Here is a 16,150-nt window from a genome sequence, read left to right on the forward strand (position 1 = left end):
GAGGAGACGAGCGTGGAGAGCTTTGCTGCGCCCGAGCTGCTGCGCCACCCCTTCTCGCGCGCGTTGTGGCACGCGCTGCCGGACCATGACTTTGCGGTGACCGACGAGCTGGGGGAGGGCGAGCGCCATGGCGCTTGAGGCGCGTGACATCGTGTATCGCTATCCGTGCGGCAGGCGGACGCTGCGCTATCCCGGCGTGAGGGTGGAGCCGGGCGAGCGCGTGGCGCTTGTGGCGCCGTCGGGTGCGGGTAAGACGACGCTGTGCCGGCTGCTCGCGGGCTATCTCGTGCCCACGGCTGGCAGGGTCTTGGTGGACGGCGAGCCGCTCGCGCGCGTGGGGGCGCTGCGCGAGGGAGCGAGCCCCGTGCAGCTGCTGCTGCAGCATCCCGAGGAGGCGTTCGACCCGCGCATGCGCATGGGGGCGAGCCTGGCCGAGGCGCGCGTTGCGCCGGGTGTCGACGTGGTGGCGCTGCGCCGTGCGTTTGGCGTGCGCGACGAGTGGCTGGCGCGCCTGCCGCATGAGCTCTCCGGCGGCGAGCTTATGCGCTTTGCCATGGTACGGGCGCTGTCGTGCGGGCCGCGCTACCTCATCGCCGACGAGTCGACCGCGATGCTCGACGCCGTGACCCAGGCGGAGCTTTGGGGTGTGCTGCTTGACCTGCAGGAACGCGACGGCTGTGGCATGGTGCTCGTCTCGCACTCGCCCGCCCTTCTCGCCCGCATCGCCACCAGGCAGATTGCTCTGGCGTGACGGGGGGCCAGAGCTCTTTCGCAGAATCCTAGGAAAGTGACGTTATGGCTATCCGCAAAATGCGGTTAACGGCATTTTCCTAGGATTCTGTGGCAGGGCCTGGGGACGAGGCCCCGTAGCGCGATACGGGGCTCTGACCCCTTTGTCACGCTGCAACGAAAACGCCGCGACGCCGATCGCTCGGTCGCCGCGGCGCGTGCGCTCGCATATGTCAGACGGTTGCGCTAGGCGCACCGGGCCGCTCGCGCTTCTCGCACAAGGACTAGGCCTGCAGCGCGGGATCGTTCTCGGCAGGCTCGCGACGGGCCGTGGCCTGCTCCCAATCCCTCGTGCCCTTGAAGACGTCCTGCTTGTAGGGGTTGACGCCCAGCTTCTTGGCGCGGTAGACGATGTAGACAATCGCCGCGACGTTGGCCACGAGCGCCATGACCGACACGACGGTGGCCGTGGTGGGGTTGAGCGTCGAGTGCGTCACGAAGACGCTCTTTTCCTGGAAGGCGGGGAAGACCTGCGCGAACATGCACCAGATGGCCAGCGTGTACGCGCGGTTCTGGATCCAGCCGCCCTTGTTCCAGAAGAAGTTGGCGACGGTGGGCGCAAGCAGCAGGGCCAGGCCGCAGTACCAGGCGTGGTGCGGCAGGCAGTTGTAGGTGTAGCAGAAGTTCCAGATGTCGTAGGCAATGATGTAGACCCACGTCATGTCGGGCCACAGCATGTCGGCCTCGTCCTTGGAGGCGTAGACGCTCCACCAGCCGGTCATGCAGAAGATGTTGATGATGCCGGCGATGCCGTTGAAGACGTTGTTCCAGCCAGCGAGCTGCGTGGCGCCCTCGGAGGTGACCCAGGTCGTCTCGTCCAGGGCAAAGAAGTGGTAGGCGCTCTCGAAGTCGGAGCCAACGGCGATGAGGATGTTGATGGCCACGATCACGAACGGCCAGGCGCGGAACCAGTGCGCGCGGCCCAGCTTGCCCCACTTGTACTTGATCATCATGAAGCCGATGCAGCCGGCCAGCGCCGCGTACACCTTGGCGTAGTGGAACCAGCTGTTCTGGTAGATGTGCGTGGGGTTGTTGAGGGCCCACTCGGCACCCTGCGCCACGCCGATGCCGATGGCCACGCAGTAGATGGTCATCGCCAGGGGCAGCACGCCAAACATGATGAGGCCGCCAACCTTGGAGCGACGGGCGATCTCGTTGGCGAGGATGAGGCCCGCGAACACGAGGGCCCAGCCAAGCCACTGGAACGGTGCGGTGGCGCCATAGACGTCAAAGAGCATCGTTACCTCCCTTTCCCTGCGCCCGGCTGCGGACCGGGCGCGATACGTGTGCGGCGGGCGCGGCCGTGAGGCGGCGTCGCTCGCGCGGACAAAAAGCGGGACGCAGCGCTCTCCCCAAGCTACGTCCCGTAAATCATATGGTATGGAGCGGCCGAGCCAGGCGCTCGTTGCCGTTTTGGTTATGTAAAGTGCCGGGTGTTCGGCGTCTGGTGCCGTGGCCGGCGCGGGCGGCACATGGTTGGACGCAGCGCCGACGTGGGGCGCGGGCGGCACGTGAGCGCGAGCGGGCTCGGGCCGTGCGTGGCCATGCGTGGACGTGGACCCGGGCCGTGCGTGACCGTGCGCGCAGCGGCACCCGAATGCCTACTTCTCGGCGATCTTCTTGACGTCGCCGGACTTCACGAAGCCAACGAGCGTCACCGCGAGCGAGAGGTAGACGACGAAGCTCGCGGGCTGGGCGAGGGCGCCGGGGTTGGTCATCGCGGACGACGCGATGTTGAGCACGTCAAAGGCCAGGGCGAACACGGCCATGACGCGGAAGCCCCCGATGTTGCGCGGGTTGTTGGCCCCGCGGATGCCCAGCGCGGCAAACACGATGTTGAACGCGGCCATGATGAAGAACATGATGGCGACCATCGCGGCCGTGCCCTGCGTGTCGCCGTTGGTGAGGCCAACGCCTGCGATCATGAAGCCGGCGCCCACGAGGTCGAGGATGCCGAGGGCGAACAGGACAAAGCTGACGATCTTGACGACCTTCTGAGAAGAGGACATGGGAAACCCTTTCTTGTTGATGACCCCACAACTATACCCAACTGGGCTTTTGCTAGGCGGCGAGGGTGCTATGCTTGCACGGTTGAATTTCTTGGCGGCCGCCCCTGCGCCGCCCGACTGAGAGCGAGGACGCATGTCCAACATTGGCAAGAAGGTCAAGGTCAACTACCGAGGCACCCTTGACGACGGCACGCAGTTCGACAGCAGCTACGACCGTGGCGAGACCCTCGACTTCACCTGTGGCGCCCACCAGATGATCCCCGGCTTCGACTACGCCGTGGCCGACATGGCCGTGGGCGAGAAGAAGACCGTGCACCTGGCCCCCAAGGAGGCCTACGGCGAGCACGATGACAACCTCGTCTTCACCATCCGCCGCGAGCAGACCCAGGGCATGGAGCGCATCTCCGCGGGCGACCAGGTGGGCCTGCACGGCCCGAACGGTCAGCTCGTTCCCGCCCGCGTGGTCGAGGTGACGCCGTCCAAGATCATGGTCGACGCCAACCACGAGCTCGCCGGCAAGCCCCTCAACTTCGAGATCGAGCTCGTTGAGGTCGAGGAGAAGTAGCGCGCGCCCACCATTGCCTTCACGCGTTTGCGCTGTCTTTGAGCCGCCGCCTGTGTCCGTTTGGATGCGGGCGTCGGCTTTTGTGAAGCGGCGGTGTCTGCTTTGTGGCGGCGGCGTGATGGGGGCGTGGCGGCTGCGTGAAGGCGCTCGGCTGGTGGTTTGGCGCCGCCGCCGTGGGTATCAGAACAGTACCTTCCTTCCTTTCGTTCCCGGCGTGCCCCCACACGCGGGGAACACCCAAGACGGGCCTCCGCAGCGACTCGCGGAGGCCCGTCTTGTTGTGTGGGCGAGACGCCCTGTGCGCGTCAACGTCGATTTGCCGTCCGTCTTTCCGCCTGGTTCAACGGCGAACAACTCATCTACCGAAGCTGTCGGATAAATTTTGGTTATTCGATCGAGTTCTGAACGACTATTTGGCCAAAAATGGCGTCCGGCCAAGTACTGGAATTTGGTTCCGATTGATTTACCTGCGGTTTTTGCGAGGCTGTAATCAAGACATATCCGCTAATAACCGCCAAGGTCGTTCAGAACTCGGTCGAATGGCCATTTGTCCCGGCTTACCTTCGGTAGATGGACTGTTTGGTTGCGCGGAAGGGCCAGCCCCTTGAGGGGGCGCCGCGTCCCGCCCACACCCGTGCGCTGTCCAGAGCCGCGCCGCCCGAAGCTGCGCACCGCCCGGAGTCGTCCAGCCCAGCAAAAAGGGGCGCCGATGCCCGCGGACACCGGCGCCTATTGGGCGCTGCCGGGATATGTTGCCAAGAGCTGTGGCCTGAGAAGCGCGGCCGCTACCTGCTGCCCTCGACGCGCATGGCGCGCATGGCATTGAGGATGGCGATGATCGCCACGCCCACGTCGCCAAAGACGGCGAGCCACATGTTGGCGATGCCAAGCGCGGCGAGCACCAGGATGATCAGCTTCACTGCCAGCGCAAACACGATGTTCTGCCACACGATGCGCATGGTCTTGCGGGCCACGCGGATGGCGCGGGCGATGTTCGACGGCTTGTCGTCCATGAGTACGACGTCGGCCGCCTCGATTGCGGCGTCGCTGCCCATGGCGCCCATCGCGATGCCCACGTCGGCGCGGGTGAGGACGGGCGCGTCGTTGATGCCGTCGCCCACAAAGGCGAGCTTCTCGCGCTTGCCCTCGGCAGAGATGAGCTGCTCGACCCGGGACACCTTGTCGGCCGGCAGCAGCTGCGCGTGGAACTCGTCGATGCCCAGCTGCTCCGCCACTGCGGCCGCGACCTCGGCGCGGTCGCCCGTGAGCATCACGGTCTTGCTCACACCGCAGCCGTGGAGCGCCTCGATGGCCGCCTGGGCATCGTCCTTCACCACGTCGGCGATGACGATGTGGCCCACGTAGCGCCCGTCGACGCTCACGTGCAGGATGGTGCCGGTGAGCTCGCAGTTGCTCCAGGAGATGCCATGTCCGTCCATGAGCTTGTCGTTGCCCACGAGCACCACGCGCTCGCCGGCGTTGGTCTCGTCGACGATGCGGGCGTACACGCCGTGGCCGCTCTCTTCCTGAACGTCGCGGATGAGCTCGCGGTTTATCTGTCCGCTATATGCGGCCTTCACCGAGATGGCAATGGGGTGGTCGCTGAAGGCCTCGGCGTAGGCAGCGTGGCTCAGCACGTAGTCGGGGTCGATGCCCTCCTCGGGGTGGATCGCCACGACGTCGAAGGTGCCGTTGGTGAGCGTGCCGGTCTTGTCGAAGACCACGGTGTCGACCTCAGAGAGCGCCTCGAGGTAGTTGGAGCCCTTCACGAGCACGCCGATGCGGCTGGCCCCGCCGATGCCGCCAAAGAACGACAGCGGCACCGAGATGACGAGGGCGCAGGGGCACGACACGACAAGGAACGTGAGGCCGCGCAGGATCCAGTCGCTCCAGGCGCCGGTGACGAGGCCGCCGATGAGGGCGAGTGCCGCGGCCGCGCCAGTGACGGCGGGGGTGTAGACGCGGGCGAAGCGCGTGATGAAGTTCTCGGTGCGGGCCTTCTTCTCGCTGGCGTTCTCGACCAGCTCGAGGATGCGGCTCACGGTGGACTCGCCAAACGGCTTGGTCGTGCGCACCTTGATGAGGCCCGTCATGTTGATGCAGCCCGAGATGACGTCGGCGCCGACCTCGGCGTGGCGCGGCACGGACTCGCCTGTGAGCGCCGCTGTGTCGAGCTGCGTGGCGCCCTCGACGATGGCACCGTCGATGGGCACGCGCTCGCCGGGCTTGATCACGATGACGGTGCCGGGGGCCACGTCGTCGGGCGAGACCTGGGCGAGCACGCCTTTCTCGTCCTCGACGTTGGCGTAGTCGGGGGCGATGTCCATCATGTCGGCGATGGACTTGCGGCTCTTGCCCACGGCGTAGGCCTGGAACAGCTCGCCCACCTGGTAGAACAGCATGACGGCCGCGCCCTCGGCCATGTGAGGGTCGGTGTTGGGGAACAGCACCATCGCGAAGGCGCCAAGGGTCGCCACGGCCATGAGGAAGTTCTCGTCGAAGACCTTGCCGTGACGGATGTTGTTGAACGCCTTCCCGAGCACGTCGTGGCCTGCGATGGCGAACGGGACGAGGTAGAGGACAAAGCTGGCGTAGACGTTGCCGGGGGTGCCAAATGCGGCGCGCAGCAGACCCGTCTCGTCGAGGGCGAAGATGACGAAGAAGATCGCGAGGGCAAGCAGGACGCGCTTCGTCTTGTGCTGCTGGCTCTCCTTCTTGCGGCGCTTCTTCTTGGGCTTTGCCGCCGTGCCCTTTGCCTGTGCCATGGTGACTCCTTGGTGCCGATGGTTGCCCTGGTCCGCGCCGGTCGCGCCGGCGCATTTTTGATGAACGTATGAGCAACCGTTCATATAATGTGCGGAAAAGATTCCCTGCCGCGACACGTGGCCTGCGGCAGGGGAGGGATACGAGGGGATTAGAGCAGGATCTCGCAGTCGGGCTCGACGTCTGCCGTGTAGTCGACGACGCGCTGGAGCACCTCGTCGAAGCGGTCATCGTCGGCCTCGAGGGTGAGCTTCTGGGTCATGAAGTTCACGGAGACCTTCTCGACGCCGTCGAGCTTGGCAAGGCCGTCCTGCAGCTCGCGGGCGCAGTTGGCGCAGTCGATCTCGTCGAGCTTGTAAGACTTCTTCATGGTGGTGCCCTTCTCTCACGGGGTGTCCCCGGCTGTTAGACGCGCTGCGAGGCCATGCCTCTGTGTGGAGCCGTTCGTCTGAGTGAACATCTGAACGGACGCTCATATGTGTTGCTACAAACGATTATGCCCATGCGCGTGGACGTGTCAACGATTGATGGGGAGAAATGCGCGAACGATGGAGAGACGGGTGCGAGGTGTCGCACTGGGCGGCGTGAGGCGTACCCGCGCGGGTCGTGGCGCCCCGGGACCGAGGTCGCGTTGTCCTGATGGGTCGGGGCGGCTCAGGGCCGTGCCTCCTCGCTTGCCCTACTCGCAGATGTGCGAGAGGCCTACGTTGAGCATCGTGTAGACGTGGTCGTCTGCGAGGGAGTAGACGATGTTGCGGCCGTCACGCTCGAACTTCACGAGGTGGGCCTGCTTGAGGGTGCGCAGCTGGTGCGATACGGCGCTCTGCGTGGTGCCCGTCTCGTCGGCGATGTCGGCCACGCACAGCTCGCGGCCCATGAGGGTGAACAGGATCTTGATGCGTGTGGTGTCCGAGAAGACCTTGAACAGGTCTGCCAGGTCGTAGAGCAGCTCCTCCTCGGGGATGCTCTCGGGCGCCTCGCCCACGGGGATGTGGCAGCCCTCGGTGGCCGCGCAGGCGTGGTCGTGCGTGTGTTCGTGGGTCTCTGCCATGTGTTGCTCGATTCTGTGGACGAGGCGGGCTGGGCTGGTGCGGTGCGGGGATTGAACGGATGCGGGCGCCAGGAACGTGCGGGTGCGGTCGTTGGCGCCGTGCCGGAGGCGCCGCGGCCGCTAGAGATCGCTGAGCGTCACCTGGCGGTAGCTTACGCCGCAGGTGTCGAGGATGCGCTTGGAGATGAGGTTGTCCTGCGTGCCCTCGTACTTGTCGCCCAGGTAGACGACTTCGCCGATGCCCGCCTGCACGAGGGTCTTGGCGCACTCGTGGCAGGGGAAGAGCGTCACGTAGACGGTGGCGTGGTCGAGGTCCTTGAGCGAGCCGCGGTAGTTGAGGATGGCGTTGGCCTCGGCGTGGATGACGTAGCTGTGCTTGTCGAACAGCGGGTCGTTGACGGTCTTCCAGGGAAACTCGTCGTCGTTGATGCCGGTGGGCGTGCCGTTGTAGCCCACCGACAGAATGCGGTGGTTGGCGTCTGCGATGCAGGCTCCCACCTGCGTGTTTGGGTCCTTGCTGCGCAGGCTCGCCGCAAGGGCCACGCGCATGAAGAACTCGTCCCAGCTGATGACGTCGGTGCGCTTGCCTGGCATGGTGGCTCCTCTCCGGGCGGCCTTGGCCGCCGCGATTGCATTCAATCCACGATGACGCATCCCACCTGCGGATTCAAGTGTCCGCTTATTGCTTGTGAACGGGAGCGTGATGGGGAGAGAAGCACGGGGGCGACAGCGAAGGCGATGGGGGCACGGCGATAGGCGGTGAGCGTGGCCGAGAGGGGCGGGGCGATAGACGTCGCGGCGCGGAGCGTGGCCGAGAAGGGCCGGCCCTACCTCCCCAGCGGCGGCTGGCGCAGACGTGCCCGCACCTGCGCCTCGTCTGGGATGGCGCGGGCCACCACGGCGTGGAAGCGCGCGCTGTGCGAGGGCTCGATGAGGTTGGCGAGCTCGTGGACAACCACGTACTCGAGGCACGCGGGCGGGTAGGCCGCGAGCCTCACGTTGATGCGGATCGACCCGCGCGTCGGCGTGCACGATCCCCACCTGCTGCTCATGACCCGCAGCTGCCAGCTTGTGGCGTGAGCGCCCACGAGCGGCTCCATGCGCTCCACTACCTGCGGCAGTGCCCGCTCGAGTTCCCGGCGCCACAGGCGGTCGAGCTCGGCGGCACTGAGCGTCTGGCCGCCCTCGCAGCGAACCTCTTGCCCCCACAGGGCGTAGCTGCCCACGCGGGCCTCGCTGGCGCTTCCGTCCTGCTCGGCATCATCCGCGCCCGCGTCCCGCCCGGCATTGCGGGCGGCACGCCGTGCGAGCGCGCTCGCGATCCACCCCGCGTGGACGTTGAGAAACTCCTGTGCGCGGGCCTGCGAGCAGCGCCAGGGCACGCTCGCCACCACCGTTTTGTCGCGGCGCACGCGCAGGTTGAGGTTCTTGACCCGCTTGCGCGTCACGAGAACGGGGACGGAGCCCAAGGCACCGTCCCCGCAGCGTACGTGGAGTATGTAGCTCTGCTCGGCCATGAGATGGCTACCGCGGCGTGCGCCCCTGGGGCAGCCCGCAGCTCGCTAGGCGAACTCGATGTCGCCGGTGGCGGCGTCCATCGAGTTGACGATGGCCAGGCTCTCGACCTGGTAGCCGCGCTCGCGCAGCTCCTTGCCGCCCGGCTGGAAGCCCTTCTCGATGGCGATGCCAATGCCCTCGACGATGACGCCGGCCTCCTCGCAAATCTCGAGCAGGCCGTTGAGGGCGCAGCCCATGGCCAGGAAGTCGTCGAGGATGATGACGTGCTCGCCGCGCTCGAGGAAGCGCTTGGCCACGATGACCTCGTAGGTGCGGCCCTTGGTGTAGCTCTTGATCTGCGTGCGGTACTGCTCGCCGTCGAGGTTCTTGGACTCGGTCTTGCGGGCAAAGACCACGGGCACGTTGCCAAAGTGGGTGGAGGCCACGCAGGCGATGCCAATGCCCGAGCTCTCGATGGTCAGGATCTTGTCGACCTGCTTGCCGGCGAACAGGCGCGCCCACTCGGTGCCCATCTTGTCGTAGAGCGACACGTCGCACTTGTGGTTGAGGAAGCTGTCCACCTTCAGGACGTTGCCCTCGCGAACGATGCCGTCCTGGCGAATGCGATCCTCGAGCTCCTTCATGCGGCGTGTCCTCCTGACGTCTCGGTTTTTCGGCCGGGCATGCGCTCCGGCGCGACTGAGTTTTCTGACCATTATGCCGCCTTTTTGACCGTTTGCGGGCGAGCTTCTCGCATTGGCGTCACTTTGGCGCAAATCGGGCGTGAAACGCATCGGCAACGTGGGGCGGCTATCGTGGCTTCACTAGCAGTTGCCCCGCGCGGTGGCGGCGTGACGGAGGGACGTGCCTTCTGTCACGCTTGGGACGTGACAAAAGACACGTCCCCCCCCCTGTCACGCCGCGGGGCTTGTGGCGAGAGGTGCCGCAATGGCGCAGATCATTTCGTTTGGCCCCGAGCTCGAGGAGTACGTGCGCGACGAGTCGCGCACGGTGGGCGAGGCCGACTCCATCTCATTTCCCACCAGCGAGGACGACGTGCGAGACGTGCTGCGAAGCCTGCACGCCGCGGCCGTTCCGGTGACGGTGCAGGGCGCGCGCACGGGCCTTGCCGCGGGCGCCGTGCCTCACGGCGGTCACGTGATGAACCTCTCGCGCATGGACCGCGTTCTGGGGCTTCGTCAGGACGACGATGGCCGCTTCTACGTGCGCGTGCAGCCGGGCGTGGTGCTCGCCAACCTGCGCAAGCAGCTCGCGGGCAAGTCGCTGCCCACCGTGGGCTGGAGCGACGAGAGCCTGACGGCGCTCGACGCCCTCTATGCCGGCCCCGAGCAGTTCTTTCCCACCGATCCCACCGAGACGAGCGCCTGCATCGGCGGCATGGTGGCCTGCAACGCCTCGGGCGCGCGCAGCTACGGCTACGGCCCCGTGCGTCCGCACGTGAGCGCCCTGCGCGTGGTGCTGGCAGACGGCGACGTGCTGTCGCTTGCCCGCGGCCAGGTGCGCGCGAGCGGCCGCACCCTGCGCCTTTCCACCGAGGGAGGTCGCGAACTTGAGCTGCACCTCCCCACCTACCAGATGCCGCGCACCAAGAACGCCTCGGGCTACTACGTCGCCGACGACATGGACGCCCTTGACCTGTTCGTGGGCTCCGACGGCACCCTGGGCGTCGTGACCGAGGTCGAGCTTGCCCTTACGGCCACACCCGCCGTGGTGTGGGGCGTAAGCTGCTTCTTCGAGAGCGAGGAGGCGGCCCTGGACTTCACCTGCGCGGTGCGCCCGACTCTGGCCCGCGCCGCCGCGATCGAGTATTTCGACGCGGGAGCCCTCTCGATCCTGCGCTCCCAGCGCGAGAAGAGCGTCGCGTTCTCGAGCCTGCCCGCCGTCGACGAGCGCTTCGCCTGCTGCGTCTACCTCGAGCTCGACTGCGAGAGCGAGGACGAGGCCACGGCCGAGCTCTATGCCATCGGCGACGCGATGGCGGCCGTGGGCGCGAACGAGGCCGACACCTGGGTGGCCCGCACCGACGTCGACCGCGAGTGCCAGCGCTTCTTCCGCCACGCGGTGCCCGAGAGCGTCAACATGCTTATCGACGAGCGTCGCCGCACCAACCCCACCATCACCAAGCTGGGCAGCGACATGTCGGTGCCCGACGAGCGCCTGCACGACGTGGTGGCGCTCTACCGCACCACGCTTGCCGAGGCGGGCCTCCAGAGTGCCGCGTGGGGCCACATTGGCAGCAACCACCTGCACGTGAACGTCCTGCCGCGCGACGACGAGGACTTTGCCGCCGGCAAGGGCCTCTTTGCCCGCTGGGCCGCCGAGGTCACCTCGATGGGCGGTGCGGTCTCGGCCGAGCACGGCGTGGGCAAGATCAAGCGCGGCTTCCTCAAGACCATGTACGGTGCCAGGCGCATCCAGGAGATGGCCGCCCTCAAGCTCGAACTCGACCCGGCGGCGCAGCTGGGCCGTGGCAACCTGTTTGGCGAGGACCTGCTTGACGCCATGAGGGCCGAGAAAGGCGAGGCGGCGGGCGCGAGCGGCGATGCTGCCGCCGTGGCCACGCCCGTTGCCGGCGAGGTCGCGCCCATGCCCGGCGAGGCCAAGAGGGGAGGCGAGGGCGCATGAGGAGCATCGTCTGCATGAAGGCCGTGCCCTCCACCACCGAGGTGCGCATGGACCCCAAGACCAACACGATCGTCCGTGACGGCAGGCAGTCTGTCGCGAACCCCTTCGACACGGCGGCGCTCGAGGTGGCGCTTGCCATAAAGGACGAGCTGGGAGGCACCGTCTCGGTGCTGTCGATGGGTATCCCCGACACGGCGCGCCTGCTGCGCGACGCCATCGCCCGCGGCGCCACCGACGCGCTGCTCCTCTCGGACCGCGCCTTTGCCGGCGCCGACACCCTTGCCACCTCCTACGCCCTGTCGCTGGGCATCGAGCGGCTGGGCGGCTGCGACCTGCTCGTGTGCGGCAAGATGGCCGTCGACGGCGACACGGCCCAGATTGGCCCCGAGCTGGGCGGCCTTCTGGGCGTTCCCTGCGTCACGAGTGTCACCGAGGTGCTCGTGGCAGACGACAAGCACCTGGTGGTGTGCCACGACACCGACGAGGGCTCCGAGGTGGTCGCGGTGCCGCTACCGGCCGTGATCACGGTGACCAAGGACATCGCGACCCTGCGCATGCCCAGCATCACCGGAGTGCGTGCGGCTGCCGCGGCCGAGGTGTGCGTGCTCGACGCCGCCGCGGCCGGTGCTGACCGCTCCCGCTGCGGCCTGGACGGCTCGCCCACGCAGGTGGTGCGCTCGTTTGTGCCCGAGCGTACAAACGAGGCGCACGAGGTTGCGGGCACGCCAGACGAGCAGGCCGCCGAGCTGCTCCGAGTCTTTGAGGAGGTCGCGCGATGAGCGGTCTTGTGGTCGATGAGAGCAAGTGCGTGGGCTGCCGCCGCTGCGAGCGCGTGTGCGCAAACGCCGGCATCGAGGTCGTGGAGCGCCGCGCCCACGTGCTGGACGGCTGCGTTAGCTGTGGCATGTGCGTCGATGCCTGTCCGGTGGGCGCCCTGTCCATCGAGAAGGACGTTGCCGCTGGCGTCTCCCTTGACGAGTACAAGAACATCTGGGTGTTTGCTCAGGTAGACGCTGTGGGCACGGTGCTTCCTGTGGCGCTCGAGCTGCTGGGGCGCGCCCGCGAGCTGGCAGACGAGCGCGGCTGTGACCTCGTGGCCGTGGTCGGTGAGGCCGCCGAGGCAGACGACGACAACGCCCGCACCCTCATGGGGGCGGGCGCCGACGAGGTCATCCGCACCTGCGACGACCGCCTGGCCCACGCGGACGCCGAGGTCTTCGCTGCGTGGCTCGCAGACCTTGCCAACACCTACAAGCCCGAGGTCATCCTCTACGGCGCCACGAACTTTGGCCGCGAGCTTGCCCCGCGCGTGGCGGTGTTGCTCCAGACGGGCCTCACGGCAGACTGCACGGTGCTCGAGATGGACGCCGAGGCGGGCTTGCTGCAGCAGACGCGCCCGGCCTTTGGCGGCAACCTCATGGCCACGATCGTGTGCCCGAGCCACCGTCCGCAGATGGCCACCGTGCGCCCCGGCATCTTTGTCGCGCCCGAGCCGCGCGAGGTGCGCAGCGCCATCGTGACCGACGTTGACCTCGACCCCGAGGTGTACGGGCGCGTGCGCGTGGTGAGCCGCGAGGCCAGCGGTGCGGACGCCTCGATCGCCGATGCCGACGTGCTCGTGGTGGTGGGCCGCGGCATCGGCAGCAAGAAGGAGCTCGCCCGCGTGAGGCGGCTCGCCGAGCTTCTGGGCCAGCACCTGGGTTGCAGCGCCGAGATTGGCTGCACGCGCCCCGTGGTGGAGGCCGGCTGGCTCGACTACGCCCACCAGGTGGGGCAGACGGGCGTCTCGGTGGCGCCGCGCCCGCTCGTGAGCCTGGGCGTCTCGGGTGCCATCCAGCACCTCGCGGGCATCTCGGGCGCGGGTACGGTGGTGGCCGTGAACGAGGACGCCGACGCCCCCATCTTTGGTGTGGCCCAGTACAAGGTCGTGGGCGACTGCCACGAGGTCGTGGAGGCCCTCATCTCCCAGCTCGAGGCCGCGGAGTAGGGCAGCCCGCCGCTGAGTTCTTCTCGGCCGGCTTGTCCTTGTCCGACGCATCGCTGGCCTGCTTGGTGCCCTTCTCGCCCAAGGGGTGGGCGCGCCTGACGCGCTGGCGACGCCGCACACCCCGCCCCCCCCTGGCGCGTGCGGGCCAATCCAGCTCCAGCTCAAACTCAAAAAGAACGACCCCCAAGGCCGCGTGGTCTCGGGGGTCGCCTCATGCGTGCGATGGCGTGGGCGATATCGCCTAGGCCTCCAGGGCCTCCATCATGGAGTGGGCGGCCTTCTTGCCGGCGCCCATGGCCAGGATGACCGTGGCGGCACCGGTGACGATGTCACCGCCGGCCCAGATGCGCGGGTCGGACGTGCGGCCGTTCTCGTCGGCCTCGATGTAGCCCCACTTGTTGAGGGCCACGTCCTCGGCGGCGAGCTTGGGGAACGGGTTGGCGTTCGTGCCAATGGCCGTGACGGCGACGTCGCAGGGAATCTCGAACTCGGAGCCCTCGACCGGGTGCGGACGGCGACGGCCGCTCTCGTCGGGCTCGCCAAGCTCCATGCGCTCGAGCTTGACCTTGGAGACGAAGCCGTTCTCGTCGGCCTCGAACTCCAGCGGCGAGACGAGCGGGAGGATCTTGACACCCTCCTGCTTGGCGTGGTGGAGCTCCGCCTTACGGGCGGGCATCTCCTCCTCGGTGCGGCGGTAGGCCAGCGTCACGGTGTCGGCGCCAAGGCGCAGCGCGGTGCGGGCCGCATCCATGGCGACGTTGCCGCCACCAAAGACGACGACGTTCTTGCCGTGCTTGGTGGGGGTGTCGAACTCGGGGAACTTCTCGGCCTTCATGAGGTTCACGCGGGTGAGGTACTCGTTGGCGCAGAAGACGCCGGGGAGGTTCTCGCCCGGAACGTTGAGGAACTTGGGCAGGCCGGCGCCCACGGCGAGGTACATGGCGTCGAAGCCCTGCTCCTCGAAGAGCTCTTTGGCGTCGGTGATGCGGCCCACGACGCTGTTGTACTCGAACTTGACGCCGAGCTTCTCCAGGCCGTCGATCTCGCGCTTGACGATCTTCTTGGGCAGACGGAACTCGGGGATGCCGTAGGTCAGCACGCCGCCGCCGGTGAAGAAGGCCTCGAAGACCGTGACCTCATAGCCGTTGCGGGCGAGCTCGCCGGCGCAGGCGATGCCGGAGGGGCCGGAGCCCACGACGGCGACCTTCTTGCCGTTGGACGGCTTGACCTCGGGGTCATGGGCGAGCTCGGTGGCGTTGTCGCCCAGGAAGCGCTCGAGCTGGCCAATGGCGATGGCGCGGTCCTTGTTGTTGAGGACGCAGTTGCCCTCGCACTGGTTCTCCTGCGGGCACACGCGGCCGCAGACGGAAGGCAGCAGGCTCGCCTCGCGAATGATGTCGAGGCCGCCACCGAAGTTGCCCTCGCGGATCTTCTCGATGAAGCCGGGGATGTTGATGTTGACGGGGCAGCCCTGGACGCACTTGGGGTTCTTGCAGTCGAGGCAGCGGTTGGCCTCGGCCACGGCGTCGGCCATGGAGTAGCCACGGTCGACCGGGCGGAAGTCCTGGGCGCGCTCCTCGGGGAGCTCCTCGACGTAGGGGGTGCGGGGAGCCTTCATGTTGGGCTTGTACTTACCGTTTACCTGTGGCATGCGCAGCTCTCCTCCTTGTAGGCCTCCATGGCCTGGCCCTCTTCGGTGCGATACGAGCCCTGGCGGGCGCGAAGGTCATTCCAGTCGACCTGGGTGGCGTCAAAGTCCGGGCCGTCGACGCAGGCGAACTTGGTCTTGCCGCCAACCTCGACGCGGCAGCAGCCGCACATGCCCGTGCCGTCAACCATGATGGGGTTGAGGGAGGCAACGATGGGCAGGTTGTACTTCTCGGCCGTGAGGGCGGAGAACTTCATCATGGGAACGGGGCCAACGCAGAAGGCGGCGTCGACGGCGCCCTCCTGGCAGAGGCGCTCGAGCGGGGCGGTGACGACGCCCTTCTCGCCCTCGGAGCCATCGTCGGTGGTGATGTAGAGGCCCTCAAGCGGCAGCGCCTTGAACTGGTCGGTGAGGATTAGCAGGTCCTTGGTGCGGGCGCCCATGATGACCGAGACCTTCTTGCCCTGCTCGCAGAAAGTGCGGGCAACGGGGTAGGCGATGGCCAGGCCAACGCCGCCGCCGAGCACGACCACGCGGTCGCCCTCGAGCTCGGTGGGGTTGCCCAGCGGGCCGGTGACGTCCTGGAGCTCGTCCCCCTCGTTGTACTGCGAGAGCATCTCGGTGGTCTTGCCGATCACCATAAAGATGAACTCGATCCAGCCCTCCTCGGCGTTCCAGCCGGCGAGGGTGAACGGGACGCGCTCGCCCTGCTCGTTCGCGCGGACCATGAGGAACTGGCCGGCGTGGGCCTTCTTGGCCATTTGCGGGGCCTCCACGCGGAACTCGAACACCTTCTCCGAGAACTGCGTCTTTTTGAGGATCTTGTACATGCAGATCTCCTCTCCTGTCTTGCGTCTTGCGCCTGAGCGGCGGCCATATGCCCCGAGCCGCCACGCGTTGGCGCGTGTTTGCACACACCGGGTAATTCTATCGCGGCTGATAGGTTGTTGCCGCTGTGTTTCGGTGCGGGTAATGCCTCTGAGCTGCGGATATTCAGCGGAATGACCACTGTGGAGAGGTCAACTTATTAGGGGCCGACGCGCGTAGCTGCGGCTGTGCGGGCGGGGTGTATCTGCGAGCGGTCGAGGTCGCAAGGGGCATTTTGCGCGATGTGCCGTTCGCGGGTGTATTTCTACCGTTTGCAGGATGCGGTTCCGCGGGGGTGTGGTGTGGCGCCGCGAGCACCGTAGGCGGG

At 67.1% G+C, this 16,150-nt stretch carries 15 protein-coding genes; 5 read left to right on the forward strand and 10 right to left on the reverse strand.

Annotation, left to right across the window (positions count from 1 at the left end):
- Positions 1-127: 127 nt before the first annotated feature.
- Complete coding sequence (locus AC1VTH_RS02805; protein ID WP_481334578.1) at positions 128-751, forward strand: ABC transporter ATP-binding protein; 624 nt, start codon at positions 128-130, stop codon at positions 749-751.
- Positions 752-1,013: 262 nt separating this feature from the next.
- Here the strand turns inward: AC1VTH_RS02805 and AC1VTH_RS02810 are convergent, their stop codons facing one another.
- Both AC1VTH_RS02810 and AC1VTH_RS02815 read right to left on the reverse strand, forming a co-directional pair.
- A complete protein-coding gene (locus tag AC1VTH_RS02810; protein ID WP_481334579.1) occupies positions 1,014-2,027 on the reverse strand; it encodes a DUF5692 family protein in 1,014 nt (337 codons plus the stop codon).
- 363 nt (positions 2,028-2,390) lie between these two features.
- Complete coding sequence (locus tag AC1VTH_RS02815; RefSeq protein ID WP_293673963.1) at positions 2,391-2,798, reverse strand: hypothetical protein; 408 nt, start codon at positions 2,796-2,798, stop codon at positions 2,391-2,393.
- 133 nt (positions 2,799-2,931) lie between these two features.
- Between AC1VTH_RS02815 and AC1VTH_RS02820 the strand changes: the two genes are divergently transcribed.
- Positions 2,932-3,363, forward strand: a complete 432-nt coding sequence (locus AC1VTH_RS02820) for an FKBP-type peptidyl-prolyl cis-trans isomerase (RefSeq protein ID WP_293673964.1) — start codon at positions 2,932-2,934, stop codon at positions 3,361-3,363.
- 785 nt (positions 3,364-4,148) lie between these two features.
- On the opposite strand, the gene AC1VTH_RS02825 is transcribed toward AC1VTH_RS02820, so the two are convergent.
- The 6 genes from AC1VTH_RS02825 to AC1VTH_RS02850 all read right to left on the reverse strand — a co-directional run bounded on the left by AC1VTH_RS02825 (position 4,149) and on the right by AC1VTH_RS02850 (position 9,318).
- Complete coding sequence (locus AC1VTH_RS02825) at positions 4,149-6,128, reverse strand: heavy metal translocating P-type ATPase (protein WP_481334580.1); 1,980 nt, start codon at positions 6,126-6,128, stop codon at positions 4,149-4,151.
- A gap of 149 nt (positions 6,129-6,277) precedes the next feature.
- On the reverse strand, positions 6,278-6,496 hold the full coding sequence (locus tag AC1VTH_RS02830; RefSeq protein WP_293673966.1) for a cation transporter: 219 nt from the start codon (positions 6,494-6,496) through the stop codon (positions 6,278-6,280).
- Between the two features lie 309 nt (positions 6,497-6,805).
- Positions 6,806-7,177, reverse strand: coding sequence for an ArsR/SmtB family transcription factor (locus AC1VTH_RS02835; RefSeq protein ID WP_481334581.1), 372 nt, complete (start codon positions 7,175-7,177; stop codon positions 6,806-6,808).
- A gap of 120 nt (positions 7,178-7,297) precedes the next feature.
- Positions 7,298-7,771 carry a deoxycytidylate deaminase gene (locus AC1VTH_RS02840; protein WP_293673968.1) on the reverse strand — a complete coding sequence of 158 codons (474 nt, stop codon included), beginning with the start codon at positions 7,769-7,771 and terminating at the stop codon, positions 7,298-7,300.
- A 233-nt stretch (positions 7,772-8,004) separates the two neighbouring features.
- Positions 8,005-8,694, reverse strand: coding sequence for a M48 family metallopeptidase (locus AC1VTH_RS02845; protein WP_481334583.1), 690 nt, complete (start codon positions 8,692-8,694; stop codon positions 8,005-8,007).
- Between the two features lie 45 nt (positions 8,695-8,739).
- Entirely contained in the window at positions 8,740-9,318 is a 579-nt protein-coding gene (locus tag AC1VTH_RS02850; protein ID WP_301829060.1) for a xanthine phosphoribosyltransferase, read from the reverse strand.
- Between the two features lie 304 nt (positions 9,319-9,622).
- On the opposite strand from AC1VTH_RS02850, the gene AC1VTH_RS02855 reads away from it, so the two are divergent.
- Genes AC1VTH_RS02855 through AC1VTH_RS02865 form a run of 3 tightly spaced genes read left to right on the forward strand, consistent with a single transcriptional unit; the run spans position 9,623 to position 13,307 of the window.
- Positions 9,623-11,320 carry an FAD-binding oxidoreductase gene (locus AC1VTH_RS02855; RefSeq protein WP_481334585.1) on the forward strand — a complete coding sequence of 566 codons (1,698 nt, stop codon included), beginning with the start codon at positions 9,623-9,625 and terminating at the stop codon, positions 11,318-11,320.
- Positions 11,317-12,099, forward strand: coding sequence for an electron transfer flavoprotein subunit beta/FixA family protein (locus tag AC1VTH_RS02860; protein ID WP_293825206.1), 783 nt, complete (start codon positions 11,317-11,319; stop codon positions 12,097-12,099). Before AC1VTH_RS02855 ends, AC1VTH_RS02860 begins: the two co-directional genes overlap by 4 nt.
- Positions 12,096-13,307: an FAD-binding protein gene (locus AC1VTH_RS02865; protein WP_481334587.1), complete on the forward strand. Its 1,212-nt coding sequence runs from the start codon at positions 12,096-12,098 to the stop codon at positions 13,305-13,307. The genes AC1VTH_RS02860 and AC1VTH_RS02865 overlap by 4 nt, the downstream gene beginning before the upstream one ends.
- A 241-nt stretch (positions 13,308-13,548) precedes the next feature.
- Here the strand turns inward: AC1VTH_RS02865 and gltA are convergent, their stop codons facing one another.
- Together gltA and AC1VTH_RS02875 are read right to left on the reverse strand one after the other, a co-directional pair.
- On the reverse strand, positions 13,549-14,958 hold the full coding sequence (gltA, locus tag AC1VTH_RS02870) for an NADPH-dependent glutamate synthase (RefSeq protein WP_481334588.1): 1,410 nt from the start codon (positions 14,956-14,958) through the stop codon (positions 13,549-13,551).
- Positions 14,946-15,785, reverse strand: a complete 840-nt coding sequence (locus AC1VTH_RS02875; RefSeq protein ID WP_481334590.1) for a sulfide/dihydroorotate dehydrogenase-like FAD/NAD-binding protein — start codon at positions 15,783-15,785, stop codon at positions 14,946-14,948. Before AC1VTH_RS02875 ends, gltA begins: the two co-directional genes overlap by 13 nt.
- Positions 15,786-16,150 lie beyond the last annotated feature (365 nt).

This window comes from Parolsenella sp., assembly GCF_982402205.1.

Coding starts and splice junctions, on each gene's coding strand:
- AC1VTH_RS02805 (WP_481334578.1), top strand. CDS start 128: ATGGCGCTTGAGGCGCGTGACATCGTGTATCGCTATCCGTGCGGCAGG.
- AC1VTH_RS02810 (WP_481334579.1), bottom strand. CDS start 2,027: ATGCTCTTTGACGTCTATGGCGCCACCGCACCGTTCCAGTGGCTTGGC.
- AC1VTH_RS02815 (WP_293673963.1), bottom strand. CDS start 2,798: ATGTCCTCTTCTCAGAAGGTCGTCAAGATCGTCAGCTTTGTCCTGTTC.
- AC1VTH_RS02820 (WP_293673964.1), top strand. CDS start 2,932: ATGTCCAACATTGGCAAGAAGGTCAAGGTCAACTACCGAGGCACCCTT.
- AC1VTH_RS02825 (WP_481334580.1), bottom strand. CDS start 6,128: ATGGCACAGGCAAAGGGCACGGCGGCAAAGCCCAAGAAGAAGCGCCGC.
- AC1VTH_RS02830 (WP_293673966.1), bottom strand. CDS start 6,496: ATGAAGAAGTCTTACAAGCTCGACGAGATCGACTGCGCCAACTGCGCC.
- AC1VTH_RS02835 (WP_481334581.1), bottom strand. CDS start 7,177: ATGGCAGAGACCCACGAACACACGCACGACCACGCCTGCGCGGCCACC.
- AC1VTH_RS02840 (WP_293673968.1), bottom strand. CDS start 7,771: ATGCCAGGCAAGCGCACCGACGTCATCAGCTGGGACGAGTTCTTCATG.
- AC1VTH_RS02845 (WP_481334583.1), bottom strand. CDS start 8,694: ATGGCCGAGCAGAGCTACATACTCCACGTACGCTGCGGGGACGGTGCC.
- AC1VTH_RS02850 (WP_301829060.1), bottom strand. CDS start 9,318: ATGAAGGAGCTCGAGGATCGCATTCGCCAGGACGGCATCGTTCGCGAG.
- AC1VTH_RS02855 (WP_481334585.1), top strand. CDS start 9,623: ATGGCGCAGATCATTTCGTTTGGCCCCGAGCTCGAGGAGTACGTGCGC.
- AC1VTH_RS02860 (WP_293825206.1), top strand. CDS start 11,317: ATGAGGAGCATCGTCTGCATGAAGGCCGTGCCCTCCACCACCGAGGTG.
- AC1VTH_RS02865 (WP_481334587.1), top strand. CDS start 12,096: ATGAGCGGTCTTGTGGTCGATGAGAGCAAGTGCGTGGGCTGCCGCCGC.
- gltA (WP_481334588.1), bottom strand. CDS start 14,958: ATGCCACAGGTAAACGGTAAGTACAAGCCCAACATGAAGGCTCCCCGC.
- AC1VTH_RS02875 (WP_481334590.1), bottom strand. CDS start 15,785: ATGTACAAGATCCTCAAAAAGACGCAGTTCTCGGAGAAGGTGTTCGAG.